This is a genomic window from Streptomyces corchorusii, assembly GCF_001514055.1.
GTDB classification, from domain to species: Bacteria; Actinomycetota; Actinomycetes; order Streptomycetales; family Streptomycetaceae; genus Streptomyces; species Streptomyces olivaceoviridis.
This window is the reverse complement of the sequence record NZ_KQ948378.1, coordinates 82489-107110: the sequence shown is the minus strand read 5'-3', so window position 1 is coordinate 107110 and position 24622 is coordinate 82489. Positions and strand designations below refer to the sequence as shown.

Genomic DNA, 24622 nt, shown 5'->3' with positions numbered 1-24622 from the left:
CCCCCTCGAAGTAGGGGGCCGTCCCTGCCGGGCACACCTCCACACTCCGCCACCCCCCACCCCGGGCGGAAGAGACAAGTTCCTGCCCGGGAAAGATCCTGCCCCCTCACACATGTGCCGTCGTCGAGGTGGGGGTGTGACACTGGAGAACATGAATTCGGCATCCCATTCCCACCTCGGCGCCTTCCTCAGGGCCCGTCGGGCGCAGCTGACGCCGCAGGAGTGCGGCCTGCCCGAGACGGACTCCGCCCGCAGGGTCGCCGGGCTGCGCCGCGAGGAGGTCGCCCAGCTCGCCGCGATCAGCGTGGACTACTACACCCGCCTGGAGCAGGGCCGCGTCCGTGCCTCCGCCCCCGTGCTGGTCACCCTGGTCCGCGCGCTGCGCCTCGACGACGACCAGAAGCGGTATCTGTACGGTCTCGCCGGGCGGAGCGAGGACCGGCCGCGCCGGCGCCGGCCCGCCCAACCCGTACGGCCGCCCATGCGCCGCCTGCTCGACCAGCTCACCCACACCCCCGCCCTCGTCCTCGGCAAACGCCTGGACATCCTGGCCTGGAACCCCGCCGCCACGGCCCTCTACACCGACTTCGCCGCCCTCCCCCCGGCCCGCCGCAACCACATCCGCCTGCTGTTCACCGACCCGGCCCTCCGAGCCATGCACCGCGACTGGGACCACGACGCCCGCGACGCGGTGGCCGCCCTGCGCATGGAAGCCGCGGCCGACCCCGACGACCCCGAACTCGCCCGCCTGGTCGGCGAGTTGTCCCTCCGGGACACGGACTTCTGCACCTGGTGGGCCGAGCACCGTGTCAGCACCGCCGGCTACGGCACCAAGCGCTACCGGCACCCGCTGGTCGGCGACCTCACCCTGGACTGCGACACCTGGGCCAGCCCCGACGGCTCCGGGCAACGCCTGATGGCGCTGACCGCCGAACCCGGCAGCCCCTCCCACGACGCCCTGCGCATCCTCGCCTCCTGGACCGCCGCGGAGCCCAGCACCGACCGGACCGAGGATGTGACCCGATGACCGCTTGGACAGCCGAGGACCAGGCCCTGCTCGCCGAGACCTACGCCCTCACCCTGACCGCCGGGGACGACGGCCACGACGGCGTGGAGATCGGCATGGTGGTCGTCGACGGCGAACTGTACGTCCGCGCCTACCGGGGAGTCCGCTCCCGCTGGTACCAGGCGGCGCGGGACCGCGGCCACGGACGGATCCAGGTGGCCGGCGTCACCCGGGACGTCCTCCTCCACACCCGTGACCTGGATCTGTCCGCCGGGCTCGACGCCGCCTTCCGCGCCAAGTACGGCCCGCTCGCCGACGCCCTCGTCGCGAGTCCGCAGGCGCGGGCCGCGACGATCCGGATCGACCCGGCGCCCGCGCCGGATTCCGGCACGGCCCCGGCCCGCTGAAGGCACGGCCCGCGTCCGGAACACGTGGTCGTCGCCACCGAGGGGCGGTCTCGCCGCAGCCGCCCCGGCCCCCGGTGGCCGGACGCGTCGGCGGCACCGCGCGGCCCTTCGGCCGCGCTCACCCTCCGGTGGCGACGACCGGGCTCACAGGGCCAGGACCGCCTTGCCGATGTTCTCGCCCGTGAAGAGCCCGAGCAGTGCCTGGGGGAACCGCTCGACGCCACCGGTGATCACATGGGTGCGTTCCCTCAGCCGCCCGGAGCGCAGCCAGTCGGCGAGTTCGGCGCGGGCCTCGCCGTAGCGCGCCGCGTAGTCGAAGATGACGAAGCCCGTCATGGAGGCCCGGTTGACGAGCAGTTGCATGTAGTTCGCCGGTCCCCGGAAACCCCGCTCGGAGTTGTACTGCGAAACGGCACCGCTGATGACCACCCGGGCGCCGTGGGCGAGCGTGGTGAGGACGTCGTCGAGGATGTCGCCGCCGACGTTGTCGAAGAACACGTCCACGCCGTCCGGCGCGAGGTCCCTCACCTGTGCCCGCACGTTCCCGGCCTTGTAGTCCACGGCCCCGTCGAAGCCGAGTTCCTCCACCAGGAAGCGGCACTTGTCGGGACCCCCGCGACACCGATCGCGCGGCACCCCTTGATCCGGGCGATCTGCCCGGTCAGCGCGCCGACGGAACCGGCCGCCGCGGAGACGACCACCGTCTGGCCGGGCTCGGGCCGGCCGATGCCGAGCAGACCGAAGTACGCGGTCAGTCCGCTGTAACCGAGCGCGCCGAGGTGGACCGGCGCCTCGCCCAGGGACAGGTCGACCGGGGCGACGTCCTTGCCGTCGCTGAGCGCGTACCGCTGGACGCCGAAGGTACCGCTCACCACCTCGCCCACCGGGTGTGCGGGGTGCCGGGACTCGACGACGCGGCCGATGCCGGCCGCGCGCATGACCTGGTAGTCGACCTGTACGAGGAACTCCCCCTCGCCCGGCCGCGGGGCCGGTTCCTCGGCGTACCGGAAGTCGGAGGTCGCGGGCAGGCCGACGGGGCGTGCCACGAGGCGGTACTGGGCGTTGGTCCGGGTCATGCGGCTGTCCTTCCCGCTCGCGGTGCTGTGGTCGGGGGGCAGGGCATCGGGGGTCACTTGCCCGGTCGGACGGCCAGACGGCCCCGGACCGCGCCGCGACGGATGCGGTCCAGGCCTTCGCCCAGGTCGGCGAACGGGATCTCCTCGACGACCGGTTCGATGCGGCCCTGGGCGATGAAGTCGAGCACCTGCCGGTACTCGTCCTTGCTCGCGCCGTACGAGCCGCGCAGTTCCACGCTCTTGCGGACCAGGTTGCCGGTGGAGAAGCCCGTGGTCCTCGTGCCGAGCCCCACGACGACCACCCGGCCGCGGCGGCGTACGACGTCGACCGCGGCGGACGTCGTGGACCCCACGCCCGCGAAGTCGACGACGGCGTCGGGCCGCAGGTCGGCGAGTGCGGCGACGTCGGTGAAGCAGTCGCTCGCCCCCGCGGCGCGGGCCGCGTCGAAGGTGTCCGGGTTGATGTCCACACCGTAGACCGTGGCTCCCGCGAGCACTCCGGTTCGGACCCCGTTCAGGCCGAGGCCCCCCAGTCCGACGACGGCGATCACCTCCCCCGGTCTGGCGCGGGCCTCGGTGCGGACGGCGTGGTAGGCGGTGACGACCGAGTCCGTGGCGACGGCCGCGTGGACCGTGGAGACGCCGTCGGGTATGCGGACGAGGGTGGAGGCGTGGGCCACCAGGCGCTCGGCGTAGCCGCCGTCGACACCGATGCCCGGCGCGTAGTGGGCCTGGACCTCGGGGTGCGCGATGATCGCGACGGCGACGCGGTCGCCCACCTCGTACTCCCGCACGCCCTCGCCGAGGGCGGACACGGTGCCCGCGACCTCGTGGCCGAGGGTGAAGGGCGGGCGCCTGCTCAGCTCGATCGTGCCGTCGAGGGCGTGGACGTCGGAGTGGCACAGACCGGCGGCCTCGACGTCCACCACCACCCAGCCGGCGTCCGGCACCGGGTCCGGCACGTCCATCAACCGTAGGGGCGTGCCCTGGGCCACGTAGCGGAAGGCCTTCATCGACGAACTCCAAACCTCGGTCCGAGCGGACCGGCGCGGTGCGGCACCGCGCCGGTTCTCCTACATGAGGTGTACGGTCCGAAGGCCCCGGATGGTTCGACCGGTCCGGCCCCCGCGGAGTACGGGGCATGTCACCGGGCCCGGACAGGGACCGAAGTGACCGTCCGTCCGATGGACGTCGACGGCGCCTGCCGCGAGGTACGGTCCCCGGTGGCCACGCCGTCGTCAGGGCGCACGGTCGGGACCGTGAGCGGCGGTGCCGGGCCGGGTGCGGCCGTGGTGCGGGCCCCGGGGCGCGGGGACGCCACGCTGACTTACGTCATGTCCGCCGCGGCCCGTCCGGCACACTCCGACGCCCGCCGCCGGCCCCCTCTCGCCGACCGTCAACTGACAGATGTGCGGGTTGCCTTCCGGGCGAAGAGTAGGAGCACGCAGGCTTCGTCCCACGGAGGGGAACTCCCGTCATGCACCGTGATCAGTCACCGCCCCGGGCGCGTTCGGCGCCCGAGCTCGTCCCTTCACTGGTCGTGGACCTCGACCAGATGCTCGATGAGTTCACCCGGCTGCCCCTTCAGGCCGAGTTCAGCTTCGATCCGGAGATGCCGGCGTTGATCACGGTCGAGTTCCTGGCGGAGCGCGGGCCGGGTCTCGTCTGGCGGATCGGCCGTGAGCTGCTGCACCACGGTCTGACCGCGATGAGCGGGTCCGGCGATGTGCGGATGTGGCCGACGCTGCCCGGGGATCAGCCGTCGTCCTGGCTGCTGCTGGAGTCCGAGGAGGTGGAGGCGCTGTTCGAGGTCCCCACGTCGGCGCTGGCCGAGTGGCTGGAGGCCACGTACCGGGTCGCCTCGGCCGAGGCGGAGCTGGCGGGCCTGAACTGGGACGGGTTCCTGCGGGAACTGCTCGACGGACCGGCCGCGCCGTCCGCGTGAGGGTGGCCGGCGGTGGGTGTGTGCCCCGGGCACACATGGCTAGTATGAGCGGCCACAGACATACCGATGCGACCCTCACACCTGTCGCCACCTTGCGACCTACGGTGGAGCAAGGAGTATGAACGGGTGAGCACAGCTTCCATGGCGGCCCCGGGCCCGGGGCGCACCCGGGCGTTCCTGCGCCTGGTGATGATCGAGCACTCCGTGTTCGCGCTGCCCTTCGCGTACATCGCCGCCCTCACCGCCATGTACGAGCGGGACCGCGCCGTCCGGTGGGTGACCCTGCTGCTGGTGACCGTGGCGATGGTGGCCCTGCGCACCTTCGCGATGGCCGCGAACCGGATCATCGACCGGGAGATCGACGCCCGCAACCCGCGCACCGCCGGCCGTGAGCTGGTGACCGGCGCCGTGTCCGTGCGCAACGCGCGGACCGGCGCGCTGATCGCCGCCGTGGTCTTCCTCGCTGCCGCGGCCCTGTTGAACCCCCTGTGCCTGGCGCTGGCACCCGTCGCCGTGGTGCCGATGGTGGTCTACCCCTACGCCAAGCGCTTCACGAACTTCCCGCAGGCCTTCCTCGCCCTGGCCCAGTCGATGGGGCCGATCGGAGCCTGGCTGGCCGTGACCGGTGCCTGGAGCTGGGACGCGGTGATCCTCGGCGGCGCGGTGGGTGTGTGGATCGGCGGCTTCGATCTCGTCTACGCCTGCCAGGACGTCGACACCGACCGCGCGATCGGTGTGAAGTCGGTGCCGGCGCGATTCGGCGTCCCGGCCGCCGTCTGGGGGGCGCGGGCCTGCCACACCATCACGACGGCCCTGTTCGTCTGGTTCGCCCTCGCCACCCACGGCGGCCCGCTGCTGTGGCTGGGGCTGCTGATCGTGGCCGGGGCCTTCGGCTATGAGCACACCCTGGTCCGCCCGCACGACCTGTCCCGCCTCAAGCGCGCTTTCTTCCAGGTGAACGGCTTCATCGGCATCGCCCTGTTCGTGTGCGCGCTGCTCGACCTGCTGGTGCGGGGCCTCTCCCTCGGCTGAGCCGGGGTGCTGCCCCTCGCGGAAGCCGTGCCGGTCGGGCTGCGGCGCCCGTTGCCGCCCTGAGCCGCGCCGCCCGCGAAGGCGCCGCGCTCGGAGCGAACAGGTCTCAGTCGCTGTTGCCCCGGCGAGCGGCAGCGGCCAGGGCCCGGAACTCGTCCCAGCGCACCTTGGGCCGGGGCAGCGCGCGCCGTTCGAGATAGCGCTCGGTGGCCCGCTTCGTACGGCGCAGCACGCCCAGGGCGTCAGCGGCGCGCCCGGAGCCCATCGGTTCCACGACCTTCTGCGGAACCAGCAGCAGTCGGTCGCCGGCCGTCTCCAGCCGGCCGCGGACCAGCGCGTTGTGCATGTTGTTCATCGACTCGTCGTGGCGGTGCACCAGCAGCGAGGCGGGTCCGGGGACCGCGCCGCAGTCGGCGGGCACATCCATGACGTAGCCGCCGTCGGCGGGCGCCGGCCGGGTACGGGCGAGGACGGGTGCTCCGGACGCGTCGCGGGCCGCCAGCACCGCGTCGGCGTACCGGGACAGCTGCTCGGCGCCCGGCAGCGGGCTCGGGCCGGCGTCCGGCCGGCTCTCCCGCGGCCCGGGCGCGGTGAACGGCGGCCTGACGACGACCTGTTCGGGCGTCACCGTGATGAGCAGGCGCAGGTAGTACCAGTCCATTGTCCACCGCGCGGGGGCGGAGACGTACGACCGGCTGTGCGGCTGCCGTTCGAAGAGCATCCGCCAGTAGTCCTCGGCTCCGTCGGGGCCCGTCATGATCTCGTCGGGGCATTCCGCCCTGCCGCCCACGAAGATCTGCGGCGCGTCGGTGAGACCGCTGCCCGTGGGGTCGGAGAAGAGCAGGCCGACGCGTCCGTCGCGGCGGATGTTCAGTGCCTTCTGCGCGAAGGCGAGTGAGGTGGTCAGCAACAGGGTGCCGTTGTCGTTCCGGCGTACGGCCGTCGGCCAGGCGGCCGGGGTGCCGTCGCGTCCGAGGGTGGCGAACTCGCAGGTCCGGTAGGCGTCCAGGACGTCGAGAGGGGCTTCGTCGAGAGGTGTCACGGTTCTTCTCTCCGGTGAGCAGGCGTGGCAGACGGCGGTGCGGCATCACCCGGGGCCGTCGAGCAGAAGCGCCGGCTCCCGTTCATCGGGAGACATGTGTTCATGGCTGCGGTGGGCAACTGCCGCTCGTCAAGTGTTCGTTCGGCACCCGGGGCCGCCCGCTGCGGGCAGGCTACCAGTGCGAACCCCGTGCAGGGCCGTGCGTGTTCGGGAGTCGGCCCGTTCCTCCTCCGCGGTGGGCGCGGTGCTGTGTCCGTGGACCTGCGGTCCGGTGGTCCCGGGCAAGGTGTGGCGGCTGCCCGTCGGCGGTCCGAGCGGCGGCATCTCCGGGTACGGCGGCAAATGCGTCTACCTCTCCGGGCCGGGTGCCACCAACGCCGCCGCCACCGCGCTCGTTCCCGCCTCCCCGGAGCGGGCCCTGTGGCCGGACACACATGTGCGGGTGACCGGATCTGCACTCCCCTGTACATGTTTGAATATGCAAGGATCTGCTCGGTCGGCCGCGTTTCGACCGAATGGGAGCGCCGTTGCCGCTACCGGCTGCGGCGCACGACGAAAGGGCGGATTGCATGTCCACCACCAGGATGCAGGTGCAGCTTCGTAGCACTGCCGCTGCCGCGGCCATGGCGGCGGCCCTCATCGGCCTCGGTGCCGGGGCCGCGAACGCCGCCGGCTGGCCTCCGCTCCAGGAGGGCGCCTACCTCTACTCGGGCACCACCGGGACGGGATCGGTGACGAAGGTCGACCTCGGCGACCTCGGAACGTGCCACACGCTGTCCCAGGCGGCGCGGTCGATCCAGATCGCCAACGGCTCGGCGTCCGTCGAGCTGTACTCCTCGGCCGACTGCGGCAGCGCCACGGCGTGGCGCAGCGGCTCGCTGGCCCAGACCGACCTGCCCCGTCCGATGCTGAGCTACCGGGTGGTCCCCGCGTAGCGGAAACCGCCCCGTGCCCGGGCCGGCGCCTTCGATGGCGTAGGCCCGGGCATTTGTGTTTTCTCGCGCCGGAGCTCCGCCCCGCCGGACGGCGACCGCGCCCGTGACTTAGGTGAACCGGGGACCGCCCATGCCGCCGGGACCGGCAGTCAAACGACGGTCGCCCGTCGGCGGGCCGCGGGACGAGACTGAGAAACGTCCCGTTGATACGTATGTCGGGCGAGACGCCCCGTGTGCAGGCGTCTTGTGCGGTCCTGCGTGCCTTGCTCGGGATGCCTTACTCGCACAGAGTCATCTCATTTGAGCCATCTCATTTGCCGATCAAACGGATAGAGGACACACATGGTGAGCACATGGCTGATCACGGGCGCGTCCCGAGGGTTCGGACGCGCACTGGCGGAAGCGGTTCTGGCGGCCGGTGACCGGCTGGTGGCGACGGCGCGACGTCCGGAGCAGCTCGCGGACCTGGTCTCCCGCTACGGCGACCAGGTGCGCGCGGTGGCCCTCGACGTCACCGACACCGTCGCCGCCCGGGACGCGGTGCGGACGGCCGTCGACGCCTTCGGCGGTCTGGACGTGGTGGTGAACAACGCCGGGTACGCCAACAGCGCCCCCATCGAGGAGATGGCGGAGGACGACTTCCGCGCCCAGTTCGAGGCGAACTTCTTCGGGGTCGTCAACGTCACCCGGGCCGCCCTTCCGGTGCTGCGCGCACAGCGCTCGGGCACGTTCGTGCAGTTCTCCTCGCTGGGCGGCCGGGTCGGCGGCACCCCGGGCATGGGCGCCTACCAGAGCGCCAAGTTCGCCGTGGAGGGCTTCTCCGAGGTCCTGGCGGGCGAGGTCGCCCCGTTCGGGGTGAAGGTCGTCATCGTGGAACCGGGCGCCTTCCGCACGGACTGGCAGGGCTCGTCGATGGAACTGCACGCCGTGGGGCCCGACTACGAGGAGACGGTCGGCGCCATGAACAGGTACCGGGCAAAGAACAGCGGCAACCAGCCCGGCGACCCGGTCCGTGCCGCCCAGGTCCTCATCGACGTCGTACGCGATGACGACCCGCCGCGCCGGCTCCTGCTCGGCGCCCAGGCCGTGACCATGGCCCTGGAAGCGGGTGAGGCCCGCGCCGCGGAGACCCGGAAGTGGGCCGCGGCCAGCCGCGCGGCGGACTTCCCGGCCGGGGAGTAGGCACACCGCACGGGACGCGCACCCGTCGTCCCGGACCCCTTCCCCCTACCCCTCCGCTCCTCTCCCTTCCCTACCTCCCCCCGACACCCTGCTCAGACGGAACCAAGGAGATCACCTCATGTCTCGCAAGACCTGGCTCATCACCGGGGCGTCCAGCGGCCTCGGCAAGGCCCTGGCCGAACACGTGCTGGCCCACGGCGACCAGGTGGTGGCGACCGCCAGCTCGACGCGCGCCACCACCGAACTGGCCGCGCGCTATCCGGAGACCGCGCTGGCGGTCAAACTCGACGTCACCGAACCCGCCGACCGCGAAGCCGCGGTACGTGCCGCCGAGGAGCGCTTCGGCGGCATCGACGTCCTCGTCAACAACGCCGCCATCGACTTCGTCGGCGCCCTTGAGGAGCAGGAGGAGAGCGACTACCGCCGGCTGTTCGAGGTCAACTTCTTCGGCGCGGTCGCCCTCACCCGGGCGGTCCTGCCCGGGATGCGCAGCCGGCGCAACGGCACCGTCGTCAACGTCTCCTCCATGGACGGCCTGGCGAGCCTGCCCGCCAACGGCTACTACTCCGCGAGCAAGTTCGCGCTGGAGGGTTTCACGGAGGCCCTGTGGCAGGAGATCGAGCCCATCGGCCTGCACGCGATGATCATCCAGCCGGGTTCGTTCCGCACCGGCATCGAGAACCGGACGAAGGTGTCCGGCGAGGCTATCGAGGACTACGCCGCCACGGCCGGCGCCTTCCGCGCGATGATGGGCAGCCTCACGCCGGAGATGTTCCCCGGTGACCCGGAGCGCGCCGCCGAGGCGGTCTACGAGTCCGTCAACGCGCCGCAGCCGGCCCACTGGGTCGTCCTGGGCAGCGACGCCCAGCGGCGCATCGGCGTGAAGCTCGACCAACTGCGGGCCGAGTTCGAGGCCGGCCGCGAGCTGGCCTTCAGCACGGACTTCCCGGGTGCCGCCGACAACGCGGTGCTCTGACCTCTCCGAAAGGCATACGGCCTCCCGGGCCGACGCCGGCGGAGTTCTCCTCCCCGGGCGAGCGGTTCGGGGGCCGGTGCGCTGGGATGTCGGCCACGGTGCTGATCGGGGCTCAGTGGAAATCGTCGCCGGGGCAGGGGGTCAACAGGGCCAGGGGAATCCCGGCACGCGGGTCCCGGACCGCCGTCTTCCGCCCGCCCCGGCGCCCGCACTGCGGCCCGGGGCAGGAGCAGCCCCACCAGCGCCGGGGCCGGCTGCCGGACTCGTCGGCCGACCGCGGCCTGCCCGTGGGGGCGAGCGCCGCGCGTCAGTCACGTGACGGCGGGGCGCCGGGTGTGTCCGGGACCCCGACGGGCGGTCACGGCAGCTCGAACCCCAGCACCTCGGCGGCCGTCTCGGCAGTGGGCTGCGACCAGTGCGCCGCGACCGCCTGATCGGTCGACAGCGACCGCGGTTCGGCCACGTCCAGGTAGAGCGTGCCGTTCAGGTGGTCGGTCTCGTGCTGCACGATACGGGCGGCCCAGCCTGTGAACACCTCGTCGACGGCCTGGCCGCGCTCGTCCTGCCCGCGCAGCCGCACCCGGGCGTACCGGGCCGTCACCGCCTGCCAGCCCGGCACGCTCAAGCATCCCTCGAAGAAGGCGGCCCTGGCCTCACCCTCGGGCTCGTACACGGGGTTGACCAGCACCCGGAAGGGCAGCGGAGCCCGGTCCCGCGCCTGAAGCGCCTCCTTCCGCCCGCGCGCCTTGTCCTCGATCACGGCGATGCTCAGCGGGACGCCGACCTGGGGCGCGGCCAGTCCGACGCCCGGAGCCGCGTGCATCGTCTCGCGCAGCGCGGCCACGAACCGGTCGAGCAGCGCGTCGTCGAGCTGGCCGTCGTACGGTTCGGCGATCCGGCGCAGCACCGGGTCGCCCGCGGCGACGATGGGCAACGGGCCGTCGTGCTGGAGGAGTTCCTCCACCTGCCGGGTGAGGAGGGCGGGTGTCGGCTGCGGAGAGGACATGGGTTCTGCTTCCCGGGTAGGCGCGGGGACAGGTGCGTTGTACACGTGTCCGGATCGTCTTCCACACGTATGCGAGGGGTCCGCCGGTTCACCCGGCCGGGCACGGCTCCGTTCGGCAACGGCGGTGTCGTCTCGGCCGCCGAACCCGCCGCCTCGCCGCGGAGCGACCCCCGGGTGCAGGCGCACCACCTCCACCGGGGGGAACGCTCCGTCACCGCCCGGATCAGGCGGGCAGGACGTTGTGGTTGAAGCGGAAGACGTTGGTCGGGTCGTACTGCTTCTTCACCGCGGTGAGCCGCTCGAACCGCTCCGGCCCGTACACCTCGCGCACTCCCTCGGCGTCGGTCGCCTCGTCCGGGGAGAGGAAGTTCACCATGTTGCGCCCCGCCGCCCAGGGGCTCAGCCCGTCGACCACCTTCGCGAGGCCGGCCCGCAGCGCCTCCTCCTGGCCCGGCGCCCCCACCGCGAAACCGAAGACGACGTACGGGAGGCCACGGCTGGACACCGCGTTGGGGACGGCCGGCTCCCGGTCGAAGGCACCGCCGAGGGCCCGGATCTCGACGTTCGCCAGCGTGCACCCGGACTCCGGGCCGACCAGTTCCACCAGCGCCCGTTCCGTCTCCTCGGAGAACTCCGTGAGGCAGGCACTGCGGTCGCAGTAGGGCATCGGGTCGACCGGGTCCATGTGGATCTCCCCGATGGCGGAGAACGGCTTCTCCCCCACCAGATCGATCAGCGCCGGTGCCGCCGCGCGCAGCGGCGCGATCAGGTCGGCGCCGTCGGCGGCCGATCCCAGGTAGCCGATCCGCAGGCTGACGACGAAGGCGCCGCGGAGCGGCTCGGGCAGCACCGGGAGGTCGGGCAGTCGCTGGACGGCCACGGAGGAGGTCATGTCCTCCCCGACCGTGGGCAGCCAGGCGCGCCAGGCGCTGAGCACCTCGGCCAGGTGCTCGCCGGGGAAGTAGACGCAGCCGCCGTAGAAGCGGGAGACCGGGAACACCTCGAACTCGATCTCGGTCACCACACCGAAGTTGCCCTTGCCGCCGAGCACGGCCCAGAACAGGTCGGGTTCGGTGCGCGGGGTCACCTCGCGCAGTTCTCCGTCCGCGGTGACCATGGTCAGCCGGCGGACGTGGTCGGCCGCGTAACCCAGGCTCCGCCCCAGCAGCGGGCTCTGGCCGCCGCCCAGGGTGTAGCCGACGACGCCGACGCCGGGGGCGGAGCCCACGAGGGGGGCCAGGCCGAACTCGGCGGTGCGCGGCAGCACGTCGTTCCACCGGACACCCGCCTCGACCCGCACGAGGCGTTCCGGCGCGTCGACGACGATGCCCCGCATCCGCCGCGTCGAGATCAGCAGGCCGCCCTCGGCCGACGAGACCACCTGGTGGGCCGCGGACTTCACCGCGACGGGCAGGCCGTGCCGCACGGCGAACCGGACGGCGGCACGCACGTCGGAGGCGTCGGTCGCCCCGACCACCACGGCCGGACGGAGGGCGCAGATCAGGTTGAACGTGGCGCACTCCTCCTCGTACCCCTCGGCTCCCGGCTCCAGGACGGGCCCGCGCACGGACTCACGCAGGTCCGCCAGGTCCTCCGGCCGGAAATTGACACTCGCCACGCTGATCACAACCTCACTGCACACATACGGAGCGTCCCGTCGGCCATCCGTGCCCGAACACGCGGGACGCACAGGGACACACCCTGACGTCACTGGAACGAGCCGGACACACCCGACCGTTCATTCGGGCAGGGCCGTCTCACATACTGGCGAAATACACACGTGTGCCGCGTGTGGATACCGGCCCGTCCGCTGTGCCGAGGCTGCCGGGCCTTGTCCCCGTGTCGTCCGTGTCTAGGCAGCCCGTTCGCCGGTCCGGGGGCGGGTGTTGGTCAGGACGACGTTGTCGAGTTGCTCGCCCCGTGCGTAGCGGTGCAGCTGGCGGCGCAGGAAGTCCGTGCTCGCCGGGGAGAAGGCGTCGCCGAACCCGGCATCGGGAGTGATCAGGGCACCGGGCAGCTGCCGCAGGGGATGACCGGGTGGCAGTTGCCACGGGTCGGTGGCGTCGAGTGCGACGCGCAGCCGCCCCGCCCGCACCTGCCGTACGAGCGCCTGCGTGTCCATCGGGTCGTCCGGGGCGACGTGCACCAGCAGCGCACCGTCCTTCAGCAGCTCCAGCGTGTTCGCCCCCCACATGCCGCCCGGCAGGCCGGTGAGCGACGCACACACCACGACCGCGTCCGCCGTGGGCAGCAGCACGGGCAGGTCCTGCGCCCCGTACACCCGCCCCGCCGGGGTGGTGCGGGCCGTGCGGGCCACCACGACCGTCTCACAGCGGAACGCGCCGAGCCGGGCGGCGACGTCCGCGCCGACGGCGCCGTAGCCGATGACCAGGACGCGCTTGCCGACCAGGGTGGTGTACGGCTGTGGCCGCCACTCCTCCGGGGACGGGTGGCCCGCGCACCGGTCGAGTCCCCGGCACAGGGCCCGCAGCAGCGTGACCGCGCGTTCGGCGGTGGCCACGCGGCGCACCTCGCAGCCGGTGGCCAGCCGGGTGCCGGCCGGCATCGTGTGAAGCAACGGCATCACGTGGTCGTAGCCGGAGCCGAGCAGTTGGAGCATCTCCAGGTTGCGCATCCCCGGCAGGACGTGACCCAGGAGGTGTTCGGCGCCGGGCACCGGCGGGCCGACGAGGAAGCGGACCTCGGCCGGGTCCCCGGGCAGCGGACCCGTTCCGTCCCAGTACCCGTAGGAGAGCCCTTCGGGCAGGCCCGGAATCCGGTTCCTCCGGTACGGGAGCCACACCGTCGCGCCGTCCTTCATCGCTGCCTCAGTTTCTTCCCGCGTGATCGTTTCATTCCGTTGAGTGGACGTATGCCCCGGCGGCACGAGTTCACGTGAGACTCACCACCCGCGGACGGGAACGGGGCGTGACGCACGGCCGGCCGCGGTGAGCAAGCCGCTGGATCCGGGCCATGTGCTCCGGATCCAGCACAGCATGCCGGGCGGATGTCTTTCAGGAACACAAGAAACATTTCGGCCATACCGCGTGACGGAAACCCCCGGGGGCATCTAGGCTGCTGTGCGGGTGGGGTGGGGCGGGTGGCACGGACGCCACCGACCCGGCCGCCGTCCGCGAGCGGATCGCACGCGCCGCCGGCCCGGATCCGGAGACGGACGGCCACGGCGGCCGTCGCCGCGACGGAGCGGACACGGCGGCGTAGCCTCGCACTGCGCCCGGCACACCCGTGCGCACAGGTGTGCCGGTCCGCACCGGGTGTGAGGTCAGCGGGGAAGGGAGTGGGGGACGGTGGAACCGATACTCGCAGCGATAGTCGGACGCGAACACGAGCAGGAGGTGCTGTCCGCGTTCGTGGCCGCCTCCGAGGGCCGGTCCCTCGTCCTGAGGGGCGACACGGGTGTCGGCAAGAGCGCCCTGCTGGACCACGTCGCCGACCTCGCGGCGCACGAGAAGCACCGGGTGATCCGGGCCGCCGGGGTCGAGGCCGAGTCCGAGCTGCCCTTCGCCGGCCTGCACCAGTTCCTGTACCCGCTGCTCTCCTACATCGACCGGCTCGACGACACCCACCGAGGCGTCTTCGACGTCGTCTTCGGCAGGAGCGAGGGAACACCTCCGTCCGTCATGACCCTCGGCATCGCCGTCCTCGACCTGCTCTCCCTCGCGGCGTCGCAGAAGCCCCTCCTGCTGGTGCTGGACGACGGCCAGTGGCTGGACGCCTCCAGCATCGAGGTGTGCGGATTCGTGGGCCGCCGGCTCACCGGCAGCTCGGTGAAGCTCGCCGTCGGCCTGCGCTCTGACCTCGCCTCCGGCTTCGACACGGCCGCGCTGCCGCACCTGCCGGTGACCACCCTGTCCGAGAAGGCCTCCGAGCAACTCCTCGACATGCACCACCCCGGCCTGGACCCCCGGATCCGCCGTCTCGTCCTGGACGAGGCCCAGGGCAACCCGCTGGCCCTGCTGGAACTGCCGCCCTATGTGCGCGGCAACCGCTCGGCCCGCGGCTCCGGGGAGTCGTTCGGCTACAACGGGGTCGCGCTGCCCCTGCGGCTCCAGCACGTCTACGGCGCTCGTATCGAGGGCCTGGGGGAGGCCGTACGCGCGGAGCTGCTGCGCGGCGCCCTGGACGGTGTGGCGGCGGGCACGACGGCCGGCGCCGTCCGTGGCGCGCGCTACCGGATGAAGGACGCCGACGAGGCCGCCGCCTGCGGTCTGCTGGACATCGACCCGCTCAACGGCGACTTCGTGTTCCGGCACCCCCTGGTCCGGTCGACCGCCGTGCAGATCGCCACCCCGAACGAGCGGCGCGCGGCGCACGCGTCCCTCGCGCGGGTGCACCGCGACGACGTGGAACGGCGGGCGTACCACCTCGGGGCCTCGACGGTCGACCCGGACGACGAGGTCGCCGCCGCGCTGGAGGCGGCGGCGGAATCGGCCACCCGGCGGGGCGGCGCGCAGACCGCCGTCGCCTGGCTGACCCGGGCCGCGGAGCTGAGCGAGAGCCACGAGGAGCGGTCCCGCAGACTCGGCGACGCTGCGTTCATCGCCGGGCACGCCGGCCGGCTCGACCAGGCCCAGCAGCTGATCGGCGCCGACTCGACGGCGGGAAGGACCGACTCCCCCGCCTCGGTGGTGGCGTCGGCCTACGTGGCGCTCTACGAGGACGGAGACGTCCGGTCCTCCCAGCACCAGGTGCTGGCGGCCATCGAGAGCCTCCGTGACGGCGGGGGGCCGAACGAGGTCCTCACCCGGCTGGTGAACCTGCTGCTGGCCATCAACCAGTACGCCGGCGACGCGACGTCCTGGGAGCGGGCGCATGGGCTCATCGACTCGCTCGGCGACCTGGTGTCCCCGCACTCGCGCATCTACCAGGACGCCTGGGGCGATGTGGTGCGTCGGGGAGCGGGTGTGCACGAGCGGGTGGAGCGGGCCTTCGCCGACCTCGGCGCGCTGGACCCCTGGGACATCAGCAGGCTGTCGGTCGCCGCCTACCACGTGGACACGCTCAGTCAGTACCGGCCGCATCTCCAGCGCATCGTGGACCGCGAACTGGAGACCGGGGCCCTGGTCTCCGGCATGACCATGCTGCACCTGATCATGCTGGACCAGATCGCCGTCGGTGAGTGGGACGAGGCGGACCGCACCGGACGGCGCGGGCTGGAGCTGATGACATCCCATCAGCACACGTTGTTCGCCCACCACAGCAAGGCGTATCTCGGTCTGCTCGCGGCGATGCGCGGCGAGGTCGAACGGGCACGGGAACTGCAAGCCTCCGTCGACGCCTGGGCCCGTCCCCGGGGCATCGGCTTCCTCACCCAGATCGCCGACGCCATCGGCACCGCCGCGGCCCTCAGCGAGGGCGACTACGAAGCCGCCTACCTCCACGCGATCGGCATCACACCGCCCAGCGCCTTCGAGCCCTACGCCCACCAGGCGTCCCGCACCCTGCTCGACCTCGTCGAGGCCGCCCTGCACACCGGCCGCTCCGAGCAGGCACGCGGTCACGCCCTGGCCGCCCAGCAGGCGGGACTCCCCGAGATCTCCCCCCGCCTCGCCCTCGTCACCTACGGCGCCCTCGCCATGACCGCCACCGACCCCGCCGAGGCCGACCGGTGCTACGACCGGGTCGAGAACCACCCCGCCGGGACCCGCTTCCCCTTCGAGCTGGCCCGGATCCGTCTCGCCCACGGCATCCGGCTGCGCCACACCCAGGGGCGCAAGGCCGCGCGTCCGCCCCTGACCCTGGCGGCGGAGGCGTTCGAACGCCTCGGCGCCACCACGTGGACCGAACGGGCCCGTGCCGAACTCAGGACCACCGGCACCCCCGCCCAGGCGTCCACCGCCCACCTCGCCGCGTTGACCTGGCAGGAACGCCGGATCGCCGACCTCGCCGCCGGCGGCCTGACCAACAAGGAGATCGGCCAGCGGATGCACCTGTCGCCGCGCACGGTCAGCTCCCACCTCTACCGGGTCTTCCCCAAACTGGGCATCAGCTCGCGGGCCGCGCTCCGTGACGCGCTGGGCAAGCTCCGCGACGAGCAGAGCGTGTGAGGGACCGGCCGGGACGGCGGGTGACCGCGCCGCGCAGGTGCGGTGTCGGTCTCCGGCCGAACGCGCGGACGTCCTGGCCGCCGAGCCGGCCGAGACGGCACGGGTGACGGCGCCGGGTACCAGCCGGTCCTCCCGCCCGGAGATGAACAGGAGCGGGCCGCGGCCGGCCCGGGCGACGTCGACGCCAGCGCACCCGAGGTCGGCGAGCAGCCGGCGTGGTGCGGGCATCGCGTAACGCTCGAAGATCCGGCCGGACTCCTCCGCCGGCGCGGTGTCGGCGAACACCGCGCGGAACCGTTCGGGGGACAGGGACACCAGCCGGTCCCCGGGGTCCGCGTGGTCCGGCGTCCACGGCCGGGCCGGGCAGTGGGGCAGCGGGACGTCGTTGATCGGCGCGGGCGCGATCGACACCGCGGCCCGGCCCCATCCGACGGCGAGGAGGTGCTGGGCGATGAGGCCGCCGACCGAGTGTCCGACGATCACCGGCGGGGTGTCGAAGGCCCGCACGATCCCGCCGTAGTGGTCCGTCAGGGTGTCCGGACCGAGGCCGCCGAGTGCCTCGGGAAGCGCCCGCGTCGCGCGGACGGTGGCCGCCTCGCCCGGCCATCCGGGGGCGACGGCGAGGAACCCTCTGCCGGCGAAGCGGTCCGCCCACGACTCGAAGGACAGCGCGTGCAGCCACGCGCCATGGAGGAAGACGACGGGAGTGCGGTTCACGGCTGGTTCCTCCGAGCAAGACGATCACCGGCACCGGTCCCCGGCACGGGGCCGGAGAAGGCCGCCGGGAGAGCGGGTGGACGTCCTTTTGACGGACGGCCGCCACGGACCGACTCAGCGGTCGGGTGCACGAGAACCGTCAAGTTACCTATGTACGACGCACCCGGGACGGCGACAGTAGGTGGGGTCACCCTCCCCCACAGCGAAGGATCCACGCGTCATGAGCGGCAAGCACCCAGGGGTACGGACCCGTCGAGCGGCATCGCACGACTGTCACGAGCTGGCGCTGGACATCGAGCGCGTGCTGGACGTGGCGACCCGGCAGGCCGTCAGAGCGGAGTTCCGGTTCGACCCGCGGTCCCCTTGGGTCGTGGCCGTGGAGTTCCTCGTCGAAGGCGGGCCGCGGGCCTCGTGGCGCATCGGGCGGGACGTCCTTCAGCAGGGTCTGTACGCGCTGAGCGGACTCGGCGACGTCCGGATGTGGCCTTCGAAGCCGCAGGCCCGGGCGACCGCCTGGCTCCAGCTTGCCTCCGGCGACATGGCGGCCCTGTTCGAGCTGCCGGCGCCCGCGCTGGCGGAGTGGCTGGAGCACACCTATGAGCTGGTTCCGGCGCAGCACGAGCTGGCCGGGGTCGACTGGGACCTCGCCCACGCCGGTCTGTGACCCCGCGCCGACCGGCATGAGCGGAGACCGGGCCACCCGCCGGATCGCCCGCTCCCCGTCATGGTGACGCCCACGAGACCGCCGTCACCGCGGTCGCCTCGGTGACGGCGGTGAGCCGGTCGTAGTCGAGCGTCCCCGGCACGTCCGTGGACCGGTGATAGTGCGGATTCCGGAAGTTCGCGGTGTCCGTGAGCATGAGCGCGGGAACACCCCGGTTCCAGAACGGCGCGTGATCACTGCGTCCCAGGTGGTTGGCCGGCGGCACGGCGAGTCCGATCAGCAGTCCGAGCAGTCCGTCGGGGCGCGGGTCGCGCAGCAGCAGTCCGCTGACGGACGGGGAGGCCGCCGCGGCGGCCCGCTTCCAGGTCTCGGCGGCGGCGGCCGAGGAACGGCGGTGCACCACCAGGGTGAAGTCGCCCCGGTAGCCCTCGGCGCGGGTCGCGGCGGACGCCTCGGGGAAGATCCGTGCGAAGCCGGCGGGCAGACGCTGCGTCCCCGGGTCGCCGGCGAAGTAGCCGACCGACTCCAGACAGATCATCCCGCGCACACCGCCGTCGCGGACCAGCTCCCGGGCGGCCTGGCGGGCGCCGATGAGACCGAGCTCCTCCATGTCGAACACCGCCAGGACGACGCGCGGGGCGACGGGCGAGGCGGCCAGCAGCCGTGCCGTCTCCAGGACCACCGCGACACCCGAGGCGTTGTCGTCCGCGCCCGGACTGCCGCTGACGCTGTCCAGGTGCGCGCCGATCACCACGGCCGGCCCGGCGCCGCGGCCGGGCAGCTCGGCGATGAGGTTCGCGCCGCGCAGCCGCGGATGGAGCCGGGGTTTGAGGGCGAGGGCCCGATGTCCGTGCCGGTCGGTCGCGCCGACCTGCCAGCGCACGTCGAACGGCTGTCGCCGCACCAGCCAGCCCGCCGCGGTCAGTTCGTCGTGCACGTACGCCTCGGCGCGTTCCATCATGTCCGGCGCCCGAAGCCGGCTGCGCGGCTCGGCGGCGAGGAACTCCACGTGCCGCCGGAGCCTGCCGGCATCCGGTCGGGGGTCCCGGCGGGGCACCGCCGTCGGGTCGTTCGTCATCCGGTACTCCGATCACCGCGGGGATCGAGGAGGGCGCGGCGGCCGGGAGCCGGGCACCCGGCCGCCGGGACGAGGGACGGGAGGGAAACGCTCCGGGCGCAATTTCGTCCCCCGATCCGTGAACCCGCGCCGCTCGCAAGTCCGTTCATCCAGAGAAGGACTCCTGTGGCCGGTGTGTTCATCGGCTGGCCCGGCCGCAGGAAAGGAGCGGCCGTCCCCACGTTCTTCCCTGACGTGGGGACGGCTGCTCCACCCACGCCCGCCCCTCGGAAGCCTTTCGTGACGTCGACGTGATCACTTCGCAGTCGTCCGCCCGCGCGGAGGACACCACGGCCGGCGGGCCGGACGGCGGCGGGGCGGTCCTGCGGGCACGGAGGTCGGTCCACGCCCCCAGGGTGCGCACGACGGCCACTTCCTCCCCGCTCTCCCGAGCGAAGCGGTGTTCGAACCGCCACCGTGCCCCCCCTCCTCGCCAGACCGACGACGCGCGAGCCGACCACGACCCTTGCGAGCGGGAAGACCTCGCGCGGACAGCGGACCTCCTCGCCGGGCGAGACGGCCGCGACCCCGGCCTTCGCCGGCTCCTTGGGCCCCCGTCCGGAGCCGGTCAGGAAGCCGAGCCATGCCGTGGCGGCGTACTCCAGGCATCTCGTGTTCCGCGGACGGCCGTTCAGGTCGATGTCGTCCCAGCGGACCTCGAAGGACCTCGTCGGTTCCTCGGACATGTCACGGGCCAGCCTTTCCGTACGCCACGGCCACCGGCCGATGCCACACCCTATCCTCACACGTGTCAGTCGGGGGCGAGGAAACGGGCGGACACGCTCTTCGGAACGTTAGAGTCGAAGGGACTCAGGTGCCTCGGTGTGAAGGACAAGGTATGGGTGGGTTGCGGGAGGACGCCGGGGCGTGGGAAGACGCAGCCCTGACCCGGGCCGCGCAGGCGGGCGATGTGTCGGCCCTGGCCCTGCTGCTGGAGCGGCACCGGCCCAGGATGCGCGCGGTGGCACTCAGCCTGCTGGGGCCGGGACCCGACGTGGACGACGTCATGCAGGAGGCGGCGCTGGTGGCGCTCCGGCGGATCGTGGACGTACGCGATCCCGAAGCCGTGGGACCGTGGCTGCGCATGGTCGTACGCAACCACTGCCGCGGCCTGCTGCGGGCCTCCTGGCGGACGCGGTCCCTGGACGAGGTGCCGCCGGACGAGGTGCCGCTGCCGCAGGACGGCGGCACTCCCGAGCAGGTGCTGGAGAGCCATGCGCTGCGGGACTGGATCTGGGAGGCGGTCGAGTCGCTGTCCCCCACCCTGCGGCTGCCGGTGGTCCTGCGCTACTTCTCCACCGGGATCACTTCCTACCAGCAGATCGCCGAGGCCTGTGCGGTGCCGGTGCGTACCGTGCGCAGCCGCCTGCACCAGGCCCGCGCCGCACTGGCCCGGACCCTGGCGGACACGGTGGACTGTGGGCACGAAGACGTGCTGCGCCGTACGGCGGAGAGCTGGCGCGAGGCGCACGACACGCTCGCGGCAGCGGAGCGCGGCGAGTTCGGCAAGGTGGTCAGGGACCGCTACTCCTCCGGGGTCGCGCTGCTGGTGGGCGGGGAACGGCTCGGCGGTGCCGACCTGCTGCTGGCGGGCATGGACTGCGACCTGTCGGCGGGGGTGCGCCAGCGGCCTCGTCACATCGTGGCCGGCCGCTCCCTGGTGGTGTGGGAGATGGACCTGATCAGCCCGGCGGACGACCCGGACCACTGCCCGCCCGGAGTCGCCTGGATCATGACGCTGGACGCGGGACGCGTCGACCGGGTCTCCCTGTACCACAGCCCCCGCCCGGAGACGCCCGCCGAGCCCGTGGCGGCCTGAACCGCACCCCTCCGGTCATGTGGCCCGGATCACATCAGCACGATCCAACTTTCCCGTCCGGGCGGCGTCGTGTCGGTGCGATCCCGCATTCACAGGCTCATGGAGGCCCCGATGACCGCGTCCAACGCCCACCACGACGGCATGACCCCCGACACCGACCCCCTCTCCCCCGGCACGCACACCTACGAGCTGGCCGGAGTGGTACAGCGCTATCACGTCCACGGCACCGGCCCGGTGTGCGTGGCCCACTCGGGCGGGCCCGGCATCTTCTGGGAGTACCTGCGGATGCCCGCCCTGGAGGACCACCTGACCATGGTGTACGTCGAGCCCGTGGGCACCGCCGAGGACAGCCGTCTGCCCTCGCACCCGCACGGCTACACCCGGGAGCGCTACAGCAGCTTCCTGGAGGCACTGATCAACCGGCTCGGGGTGCCCGAGGTGCACCTGCTGGGACACTCGCACGGCGCCTTCGTGGCCGCCTACCACGCCCTGCACCGCCCCGGACAGCTGGCGGGAGTCGTGCTCTACGAGGGCGCTCCCGTCACGGGGCCCGAACACGGCGCGGAGGCGGCCCGCATGGTGGAGGCGTTCGTGGCCAAGCACGCCGGCCACCCGGGGCTGCCCGACGTGCTGGCCGCGTTCGAGGCGATGTCCGGCATGTCCAGCGACGAGGACACCGTGGCGGTCGCCCGGGGCGTGCTGCCGTCCTACTTCGCCGACTACTGGGGCGACGAGGAGAAGTTCGCGCCCTTCCGGGACGCGGTCCGGGCCACCTACATCTCGGGCCTGGACGAGAACCTCACCCCCGACGTCGTCGACGACCGGGCCGCGCTCAAGGAGCTGACCGTACCGTCCCTGGTCGTCGTGGGCCGACACGACGTGATCTGCGGACTGCGCTGGGGTCTGGAACTGGACGACCTGATCCCCGACTCCCGGCTGCTGGTGCTGGAGAACAGCGGTCACATGGGGCACATCGAGGAGCCCGAGAGGTTCGCGGACGCGGTCCGCGACTTCGTCAGGGAGACGGCGCCGCGGGGCCAGGCCGCATAGCACCGCGTCCCCCGACGCGCCGTGCGCCGGCCCGCCCCGGCCGGCGCACGGGTACCTCGGCGGGGGCGCGCTCCGCGGTGCCGGGTTCGCGGAGCGGAGTGGGGCCGTGGCCGTCCTCCGCGCCTTGACACGACACCCGGCCGGGCGCGTCCGCTCCGGGGCGGGGTCCGCTGGGCTCTCGCCCGGCCACGGACCGGCACGGCATGATCGTGCGCCGGGCAGGTCAGGTGCCGTCGGTCAGGCTGATGCTGTTCGGAAGGCCGGACAGGGCGGCACTCGTCGCCTCGGGGACCGGGGTGCGCGAGCGGCCGGCAGGTGCCCACGGCGTCAGGTGTGCCGCTCACACACGTGCCGCGGGCCGGCCGTGACAGGGGCTGGGACGCGAGGAACGCCACCGGTCCCCCGCGCGCGTCGTCGACGGACACGGCGTACCACCCTCGCGGCAGTGTGACCTCAACGGCCCGTGCCGGCCCGAGCAGACGCACCGGTGCGCCGGGGCCGCGCCTTCCGCCGGATGCCGGCCATCCGCTCGGACGAGGGGCGGAGCGCCGGAACCGCGGCCTGAAGGAGGCTGCGGACCGCGCGCTCCGTCTCGTCCCACTGCTCCTCATCGGGCTCGGCGGCCATACTGATCCCCTTCCCTACCCCGGGCACGGTGTCCAGTTCCGCTCACAGCGTCTTCAGCGCCTTGGCCGCCTGGCTTCACGGTGCCCGGGTGACAGCCCAGCACGTGCGCGGTCTCCTGCACGCTCAGTTCCCCGAAGTACCGCAGGACCACCACCGCCCGCTGCCGCGCCGGCAACCGCCGGACGCCGCGCTCATTCCGCTCCTGTTCCCGAAGGTGGCTTCACACCTGTCACATGTGAGGACGCGGTACAACCCGCCCCGCCTCCCGCCTTGTCGAGGCAGTCGAACGTGATGCGCGGTACCCGCGCCGGTCCGGACACACCTGGTGATCACACATGACTCGCACGGACGGCAGCCGCGAGGGGTACGAGCCGCAGAGGTCGGAGTGAGCCTGGCCGGCGTCCGGCTGGGCGCCCTCCGCGCGACGAGGCACCGGACTCGGACGTCGTGCTCCGACTCGACTCGGTCGGCCGGGTCTTCGACGCCGACCCCCGGTGCACGCCCTGCGGGAGGTGGACCCGACGGTCCGTCGCGGGGAGCGCCTGTCGGTCATGCAGCCGTATCGGATTCGTCTCCCAGTCCTTCCCCCTGCCGCCGTACCGGACCGTGGACGAGAACGTGATGCTCGCCGAGGCTTCGACGTGCTCCGTGCGCAGGGCAGGCGCTGCTGGTGATCATGGCGATCCCCTGCGCGGCAGGTCCCGGACCCGCCCGGCACAGGACACATCCGGCCACCGGCGCCCCACGCCGGTGGCCGCCCTGCGCTCTCCCCCGTACCGCTCCGCCTTCAGAAGTACAGGGCGCGGTGGTTGCGGTAGGCGAACGCGTCGCCGGAGCTGAGTATGGCCACGATGTCCTCGCAGAAGCGCCGGTAGTCCGTCTCCTGCTCGGCCGACAGCGTCACCGAGACGACCGGCTCCAGGGCACCGGCCTGCCGCAGGGTGTCCAGCAGCCCGTCCGACGGCGACAGCAGCAGTACGTCCAGGACCCGCCGGAGAGCGTCGGGGAGGACCTGCTCCCGTCCCGGCGGTGGGGCAGGTGTCCCGGTGCCGGCCTCGCTCGCCGCCGCGCTCCGCGTCTGGTCGGCCGCGGCGAACAGTTCCAGGCAGGCGATCAGGTTCCCGAGGTCGGCCGCCGCGACCTCCACCGGGTACAGGCTCGTCAGCTGGTCGCCGCCCGGACCGTACAGCACGTACCTTGTCTGGGCCCGGTCACCCGGCGTGGGGCCGGCGGACCGGCTCGTGGCGTACCACTCGAACCACAGCGGCAGCTGCACCAGTACGTGCACCCAACTGTCGTAGGCGTCCGAGATGACGTCCTCGTCGTCGGTCTCAAGCCCCTCGCTGTGCAGTCGGTGGAGGTGCCGGAGGAGCGGCTCCTCAAGGCTCTCGAACTTCGCGAAGAACACCGGATCGTCGGGGATGAGAACGTGCAAGGGGCCCCTCCTCTCACCAGCTCGTCGCCTCGTGAAGGCGAGCGGGTCGATCGTGCCGCGCCGGACCGGCCCGCCGGTGACGCGGGCCTCGGGGAGCGGTCGCCCGGCGGGCCGGAGCCCGCCATGAGGATGAACGGATGAGCCTTACGCGGAGTTCACCCGTCCGTTACTCGGTCACATGTATCCTGGCACACATATCGCCCTGCGAAGAAGTGCCGCCGCCCTCCGCCGGCGAGCACCCTGCCGTCACGACGGCCTTCCGAACGGACCCACGTGTCCGGCAACGTTGTCATACGGCCGGCAGGTCCGACGCGGGAGCGGCGCGCGGTCCGTCGGCACACCTACCGGGCATTTTCCTGTTCAGGAGCCGACTCATGCGGGTAGAAGACGTCGGCATCACTTTTCCACCCGAAGGCACAGTGAACATGCCCGGCGAACCATTCGGCGTTGACACTTTCCCGCACAGGGCCTCCGGCGTGGGTACCATGCGCAACGTCATCCATATCGAGGAGTGAATG

19 protein-coding genes and 2 pseudogenes are annotated in these 24622 nt (G+C 72.6%); 12 read left to right on the top strand and 9 right to left on the bottom strand.

The window, feature by feature from the left end:
• Positions 1 to 151: 151 nt before the first annotated feature.
• Complete coding sequence (locus AQJ11_RS42475) at positions 152 to 1027, top strand: helix-turn-helix domain-containing protein (RefSeq protein WP_059267034.1); 876 nt, start codon at positions 152 to 154, stop codon at positions 1025 to 1027.
• Complete coding sequence (locus AQJ11_RS42470) at positions 1024 to 1413, top strand: DUF2255 family protein (protein ID WP_014669092.1); 390 nt, start codon at positions 1024 to 1026, stop codon at positions 1411 to 1413. Before AQJ11_RS42475 ends, AQJ11_RS42470 begins: the two co-directional genes overlap by 4 nt.
• Positions 1414 to 1557: 144 nt before the next feature.
• On the opposite strand, the pseudogene AQJ11_RS42465 reads toward AQJ11_RS42470, so the two are convergent.
• Both AQJ11_RS42465 and AQJ11_RS42460 read right to left on the bottom strand, forming a co-directional pair.
• Positions 1558 to 2489, bottom strand: a pseudogene (locus AQJ11_RS42465) (NADP-dependent oxidoreductase).
• Between the two features lie 53 nt (positions 2490 to 2542).
• Positions 2543 to 3502, bottom strand: a complete 960-nt coding sequence (locus AQJ11_RS42460) for a zinc-binding dehydrogenase (RefSeq protein WP_014669090.1) — start codon at positions 3500 to 3502, stop codon at positions 2543 to 2545.
• Positions 3503 to 3966: 464 nt separating this feature from the next.
• Between AQJ11_RS42460 and AQJ11_RS42455 the strand changes: the two genes are divergently transcribed.
• Both AQJ11_RS42455 and mqnP read left to right on the top strand, forming a co-directional pair.
• Positions 3967 to 4434, top strand: a complete 468-nt coding sequence (locus tag AQJ11_RS42455; protein ID WP_059267027.1) for an SsgA family sporulation/cell division regulator — start codon at positions 3967 to 3969, stop codon at positions 4432 to 4434.
• 126 nt (positions 4435 to 4560) lie between these two features.
• Positions 4561 to 5466: a menaquinone biosynthesis prenyltransferase MqnP gene (gene mqnP, locus AQJ11_RS42450; protein WP_059267026.1), complete on the top strand. Its 906-nt coding sequence runs from the start codon at positions 4561 to 4563 to the stop codon at positions 5464 to 5466.
• A gap of 106 nt (positions 5467 to 5572) precedes the next feature.
• On the opposite strand, the gene AQJ11_RS42445 is transcribed toward mqnP, so the two are convergent.
• Positions 5573 to 6508, bottom strand: coding sequence for a pyridoxamine 5'-phosphate oxidase family protein (locus AQJ11_RS42445; RefSeq protein WP_059267025.1), 936 nt, complete (start codon positions 6506 to 6508; stop codon positions 5573 to 5575).
• A 569-nt stretch (positions 6509 to 7077) separates the two neighbouring features.
• Between AQJ11_RS42445 and AQJ11_RS42440 the strand changes: the two genes are divergently transcribed.
• The 3 genes from AQJ11_RS42440 (at position 7078) to AQJ11_RS42430 (ending at position 9601) form a co-directional block, all read left to right on the top strand.
• A complete protein-coding gene (locus tag AQJ11_RS42440) occupies positions 7078 to 7443 on the top strand; it encodes a hypothetical protein (protein ID WP_059267024.1) in 366 nt (121 codons plus the stop codon).
• 342 nt (positions 7444 to 7785) lie between these two features.
• On the top strand, positions 7786 to 8625 hold the full coding sequence (locus AQJ11_RS42435; protein WP_058084607.1) for an oxidoreductase: 840 nt from the start codon (positions 7786 to 7788) through the stop codon (positions 8623 to 8625).
• Positions 8626 to 8743: 118 nt separating this feature from the next.
• Positions 8744 to 9601, top strand: coding sequence for an oxidoreductase (locus tag AQJ11_RS42430; protein ID WP_059267023.1), 858 nt, complete (start codon positions 8744 to 8746; stop codon positions 9599 to 9601).
• A 358-nt stretch (positions 9602 to 9959) separates the two neighbouring features.
• On the opposite strand, the gene AQJ11_RS42425 is transcribed toward AQJ11_RS42430, so the two are convergent.
• The 3 genes from AQJ11_RS42425 to AQJ11_RS42415 form a co-directional block, all read right to left on the bottom strand.
• Positions 9960 to 10607: a peptide deformylase gene (locus AQJ11_RS42425; protein WP_059267022.1), complete on the bottom strand. Its 648-nt coding sequence runs from the start codon at positions 10605 to 10607 to the stop codon at positions 9960 to 9962.
• Positions 10608 to 10830: 223 nt separating this feature from the next.
• On the bottom strand, positions 10831 to 12225 hold the full coding sequence (locus AQJ11_RS42420; protein ID WP_244218643.1) for an FAD-binding oxidoreductase: 1395 nt from the start codon (positions 12223 to 12225) through the stop codon (positions 10831 to 10833).
• A 234-nt stretch (positions 12226 to 12459) separates the two neighbouring features.
• A complete protein-coding gene (locus AQJ11_RS42415; RefSeq protein WP_059267020.1) occupies positions 12460 to 13428 on the bottom strand; it encodes an NAD(P)-dependent oxidoreductase in 969 nt (322 codons plus the stop codon).
• Positions 13429 to 13915: 487 nt separating this feature from the next.
• Between AQJ11_RS42415 and AQJ11_RS42410 the strand changes: the two genes are divergently transcribed.
• Together AQJ11_RS42410 and AQJ11_RS42400 are read left to right on the top strand one after the other, a co-directional pair.
• The gene (locus AQJ11_RS42410; RefSeq protein ID WP_059267019.1) at positions 13916 to 16675 is read left to right on the top strand and encodes a helix-turn-helix transcriptional regulator; all 2760 of its coding nucleotides are present in this window, start codon (positions 13916 to 13918) and stop codon (positions 16673 to 16675) included.
• A 937-nt stretch (positions 16676 to 17612) separates the two neighbouring features.
• A complete protein-coding gene (locus AQJ11_RS42400; protein ID WP_059267017.1) occupies positions 17613 to 18056 on the top strand; it encodes an SsgA family sporulation/cell division regulator in 444 nt (147 codons plus the stop codon).
• Positions 18057 to 18114: 58 nt separating this feature from the next.
• Here AQJ11_RS42400 and AQJ11_RS42395 read toward each other — a convergent pair whose 3' ends face one another.
• Positions 18115 to 19134, bottom strand: a complete 1020-nt coding sequence (locus AQJ11_RS42395) for a M28 family peptidase (protein ID WP_059267016.1) — start codon at positions 19132 to 19134, stop codon at positions 18115 to 18117.
• 877 nt (positions 19135 to 20011) lie between these two features.
• On the opposite strand from AQJ11_RS42395, the gene AQJ11_RS42390 reads away from it, so the two are divergent.
• Positions 20012 to 20992 (top strand): RNA polymerase sigma factor, encoded by a 981-nt coding sequence (locus tag AQJ11_RS42390; RefSeq protein ID WP_059267015.1) that lies wholly within the window; start codon positions 20012 to 20014, stop codon positions 20990 to 20992.
• 111 nt (positions 20993 to 21103) lie between these two features.
• Positions 21104 to 22042, top strand: coding sequence for an alpha/beta fold hydrolase (locus AQJ11_RS42385; protein ID WP_059267014.1), 939 nt, complete (start codon positions 21104 to 21106; stop codon positions 22040 to 22042).
• A gap of 669 nt (positions 22043 to 22711) precedes the next feature.
• Here AQJ11_RS42385 and AQJ11_RS51950 read toward each other — a convergent pair.
• Both AQJ11_RS51950 and AQJ11_RS42380 read right to left on the bottom strand, forming a co-directional pair.
• Positions 22712 to 22853 (bottom strand): annotated as a pseudogene (locus AQJ11_RS51950) (sigma factor-like helix-turn-helix DNA-binding protein); the annotation flags it as partial.
• Between the two features lie 603 nt (positions 22854 to 23456).
• Positions 23457 to 24104 carry a hypothetical protein gene (locus AQJ11_RS42380; RefSeq protein WP_059267013.1) on the bottom strand — a complete coding sequence of 216 codons (648 nt, stop codon included), beginning with the start codon at positions 24102 to 24104 and terminating at the stop codon, positions 23457 to 23459.
• A 374-nt stretch (positions 24105 to 24478) separates the two neighbouring features.
• Between AQJ11_RS42380 and AQJ11_RS49575 the strand changes: the two genes are divergently transcribed.
• Entirely contained in the window at positions 24479 to 24619 is a 141-nt protein-coding gene (locus AQJ11_RS49575; RefSeq protein WP_159061806.1) for a hypothetical protein, read from the top strand.
• The last annotated feature ends 3 nt before the right edge of the window (positions 24620 to 24622 follow it).

What these genes read in the sequence shown, in the direction of transcription:
- AQJ11_RS42395 (WP_059267016.1), bottom strand. Translation starts at nt 19,134, where the DNA reads ATGACGAACGACCCGACGGCGGTGCCCCGCCGGGACCCCCGACCGGAT.
- AQJ11_RS42425 (WP_059267022.1), bottom strand. Translation starts at nt 10,607, where the DNA reads ATGTCCTCTCCGCAGCCGACACCCGCCCTCCTCACCCGGCAGGTGGAG.
- AQJ11_RS49575 (WP_159061806.1), top strand. Translation starts at nt 24,479, where the DNA reads ATGCGGGTAGAAGACGTCGGCATCACTTTTCCACCCGAAGGCACAGTG.
- AQJ11_RS42460 (WP_014669090.1), bottom strand. Translation starts at nt 3,502, where the DNA reads ATGAAGGCCTTCCGCTACGTGGCCCAGGGCACGCCCCTACGGTTGATG.
- AQJ11_RS42430 (WP_059267023.1), top strand. Translation starts at nt 8,744, where the DNA reads ATGTCTCGCAAGACCTGGCTCATCACCGGGGCGTCCAGCGGCCTCGGC.
- AQJ11_RS42440 (WP_059267024.1), top strand. Translation starts at nt 7,078, where the DNA reads ATGTCCACCACCAGGATGCAGGTGCAGCTTCGTAGCACTGCCGCTGCC.
- AQJ11_RS42400 (WP_059267017.1), top strand. Translation starts at nt 17,613, where the DNA reads ATGAGCGGCAAGCACCCAGGGGTACGGACCCGTCGAGCGGCATCGCAC.
- AQJ11_RS42415 (WP_059267020.1), bottom strand. Translation starts at nt 13,428, where the DNA reads ATGAAGGACGGCGCGACGGTGTGGCTCCCGTACCGGAGGAACCGGATT.
- AQJ11_RS42470 (WP_014669092.1), top strand. Translation starts at nt 1,024, where the DNA reads ATGACCGCTTGGACAGCCGAGGACCAGGCCCTGCTCGCCGAGACCTAC.
- AQJ11_RS42475 (WP_059267034.1), top strand. Translation starts at nt 152, where the DNA reads ATGAATTCGGCATCCCATTCCCACCTCGGCGCCTTCCTCAGGGCCCGT.
- AQJ11_RS42390 (WP_059267015.1), top strand. Translation starts at nt 20,012, where the DNA reads ATGGGTGGGTTGCGGGAGGACGCCGGGGCGTGGGAAGACGCAGCCCTG.
- AQJ11_RS42455 (WP_059267027.1), top strand. Translation starts at nt 3,967, where the DNA reads ATGCACCGTGATCAGTCACCGCCCCGGGCGCGTTCGGCGCCCGAGCTC.
- AQJ11_RS42435 (WP_058084607.1), top strand. Translation starts at nt 7,786, where the DNA reads ATGGTGAGCACATGGCTGATCACGGGCGCGTCCCGAGGGTTCGGACGC.
- AQJ11_RS42385 (WP_059267014.1), top strand. Translation starts at nt 21,104, where the DNA reads ATGACCGCGTCCAACGCCCACCACGACGGCATGACCCCCGACACCGAC.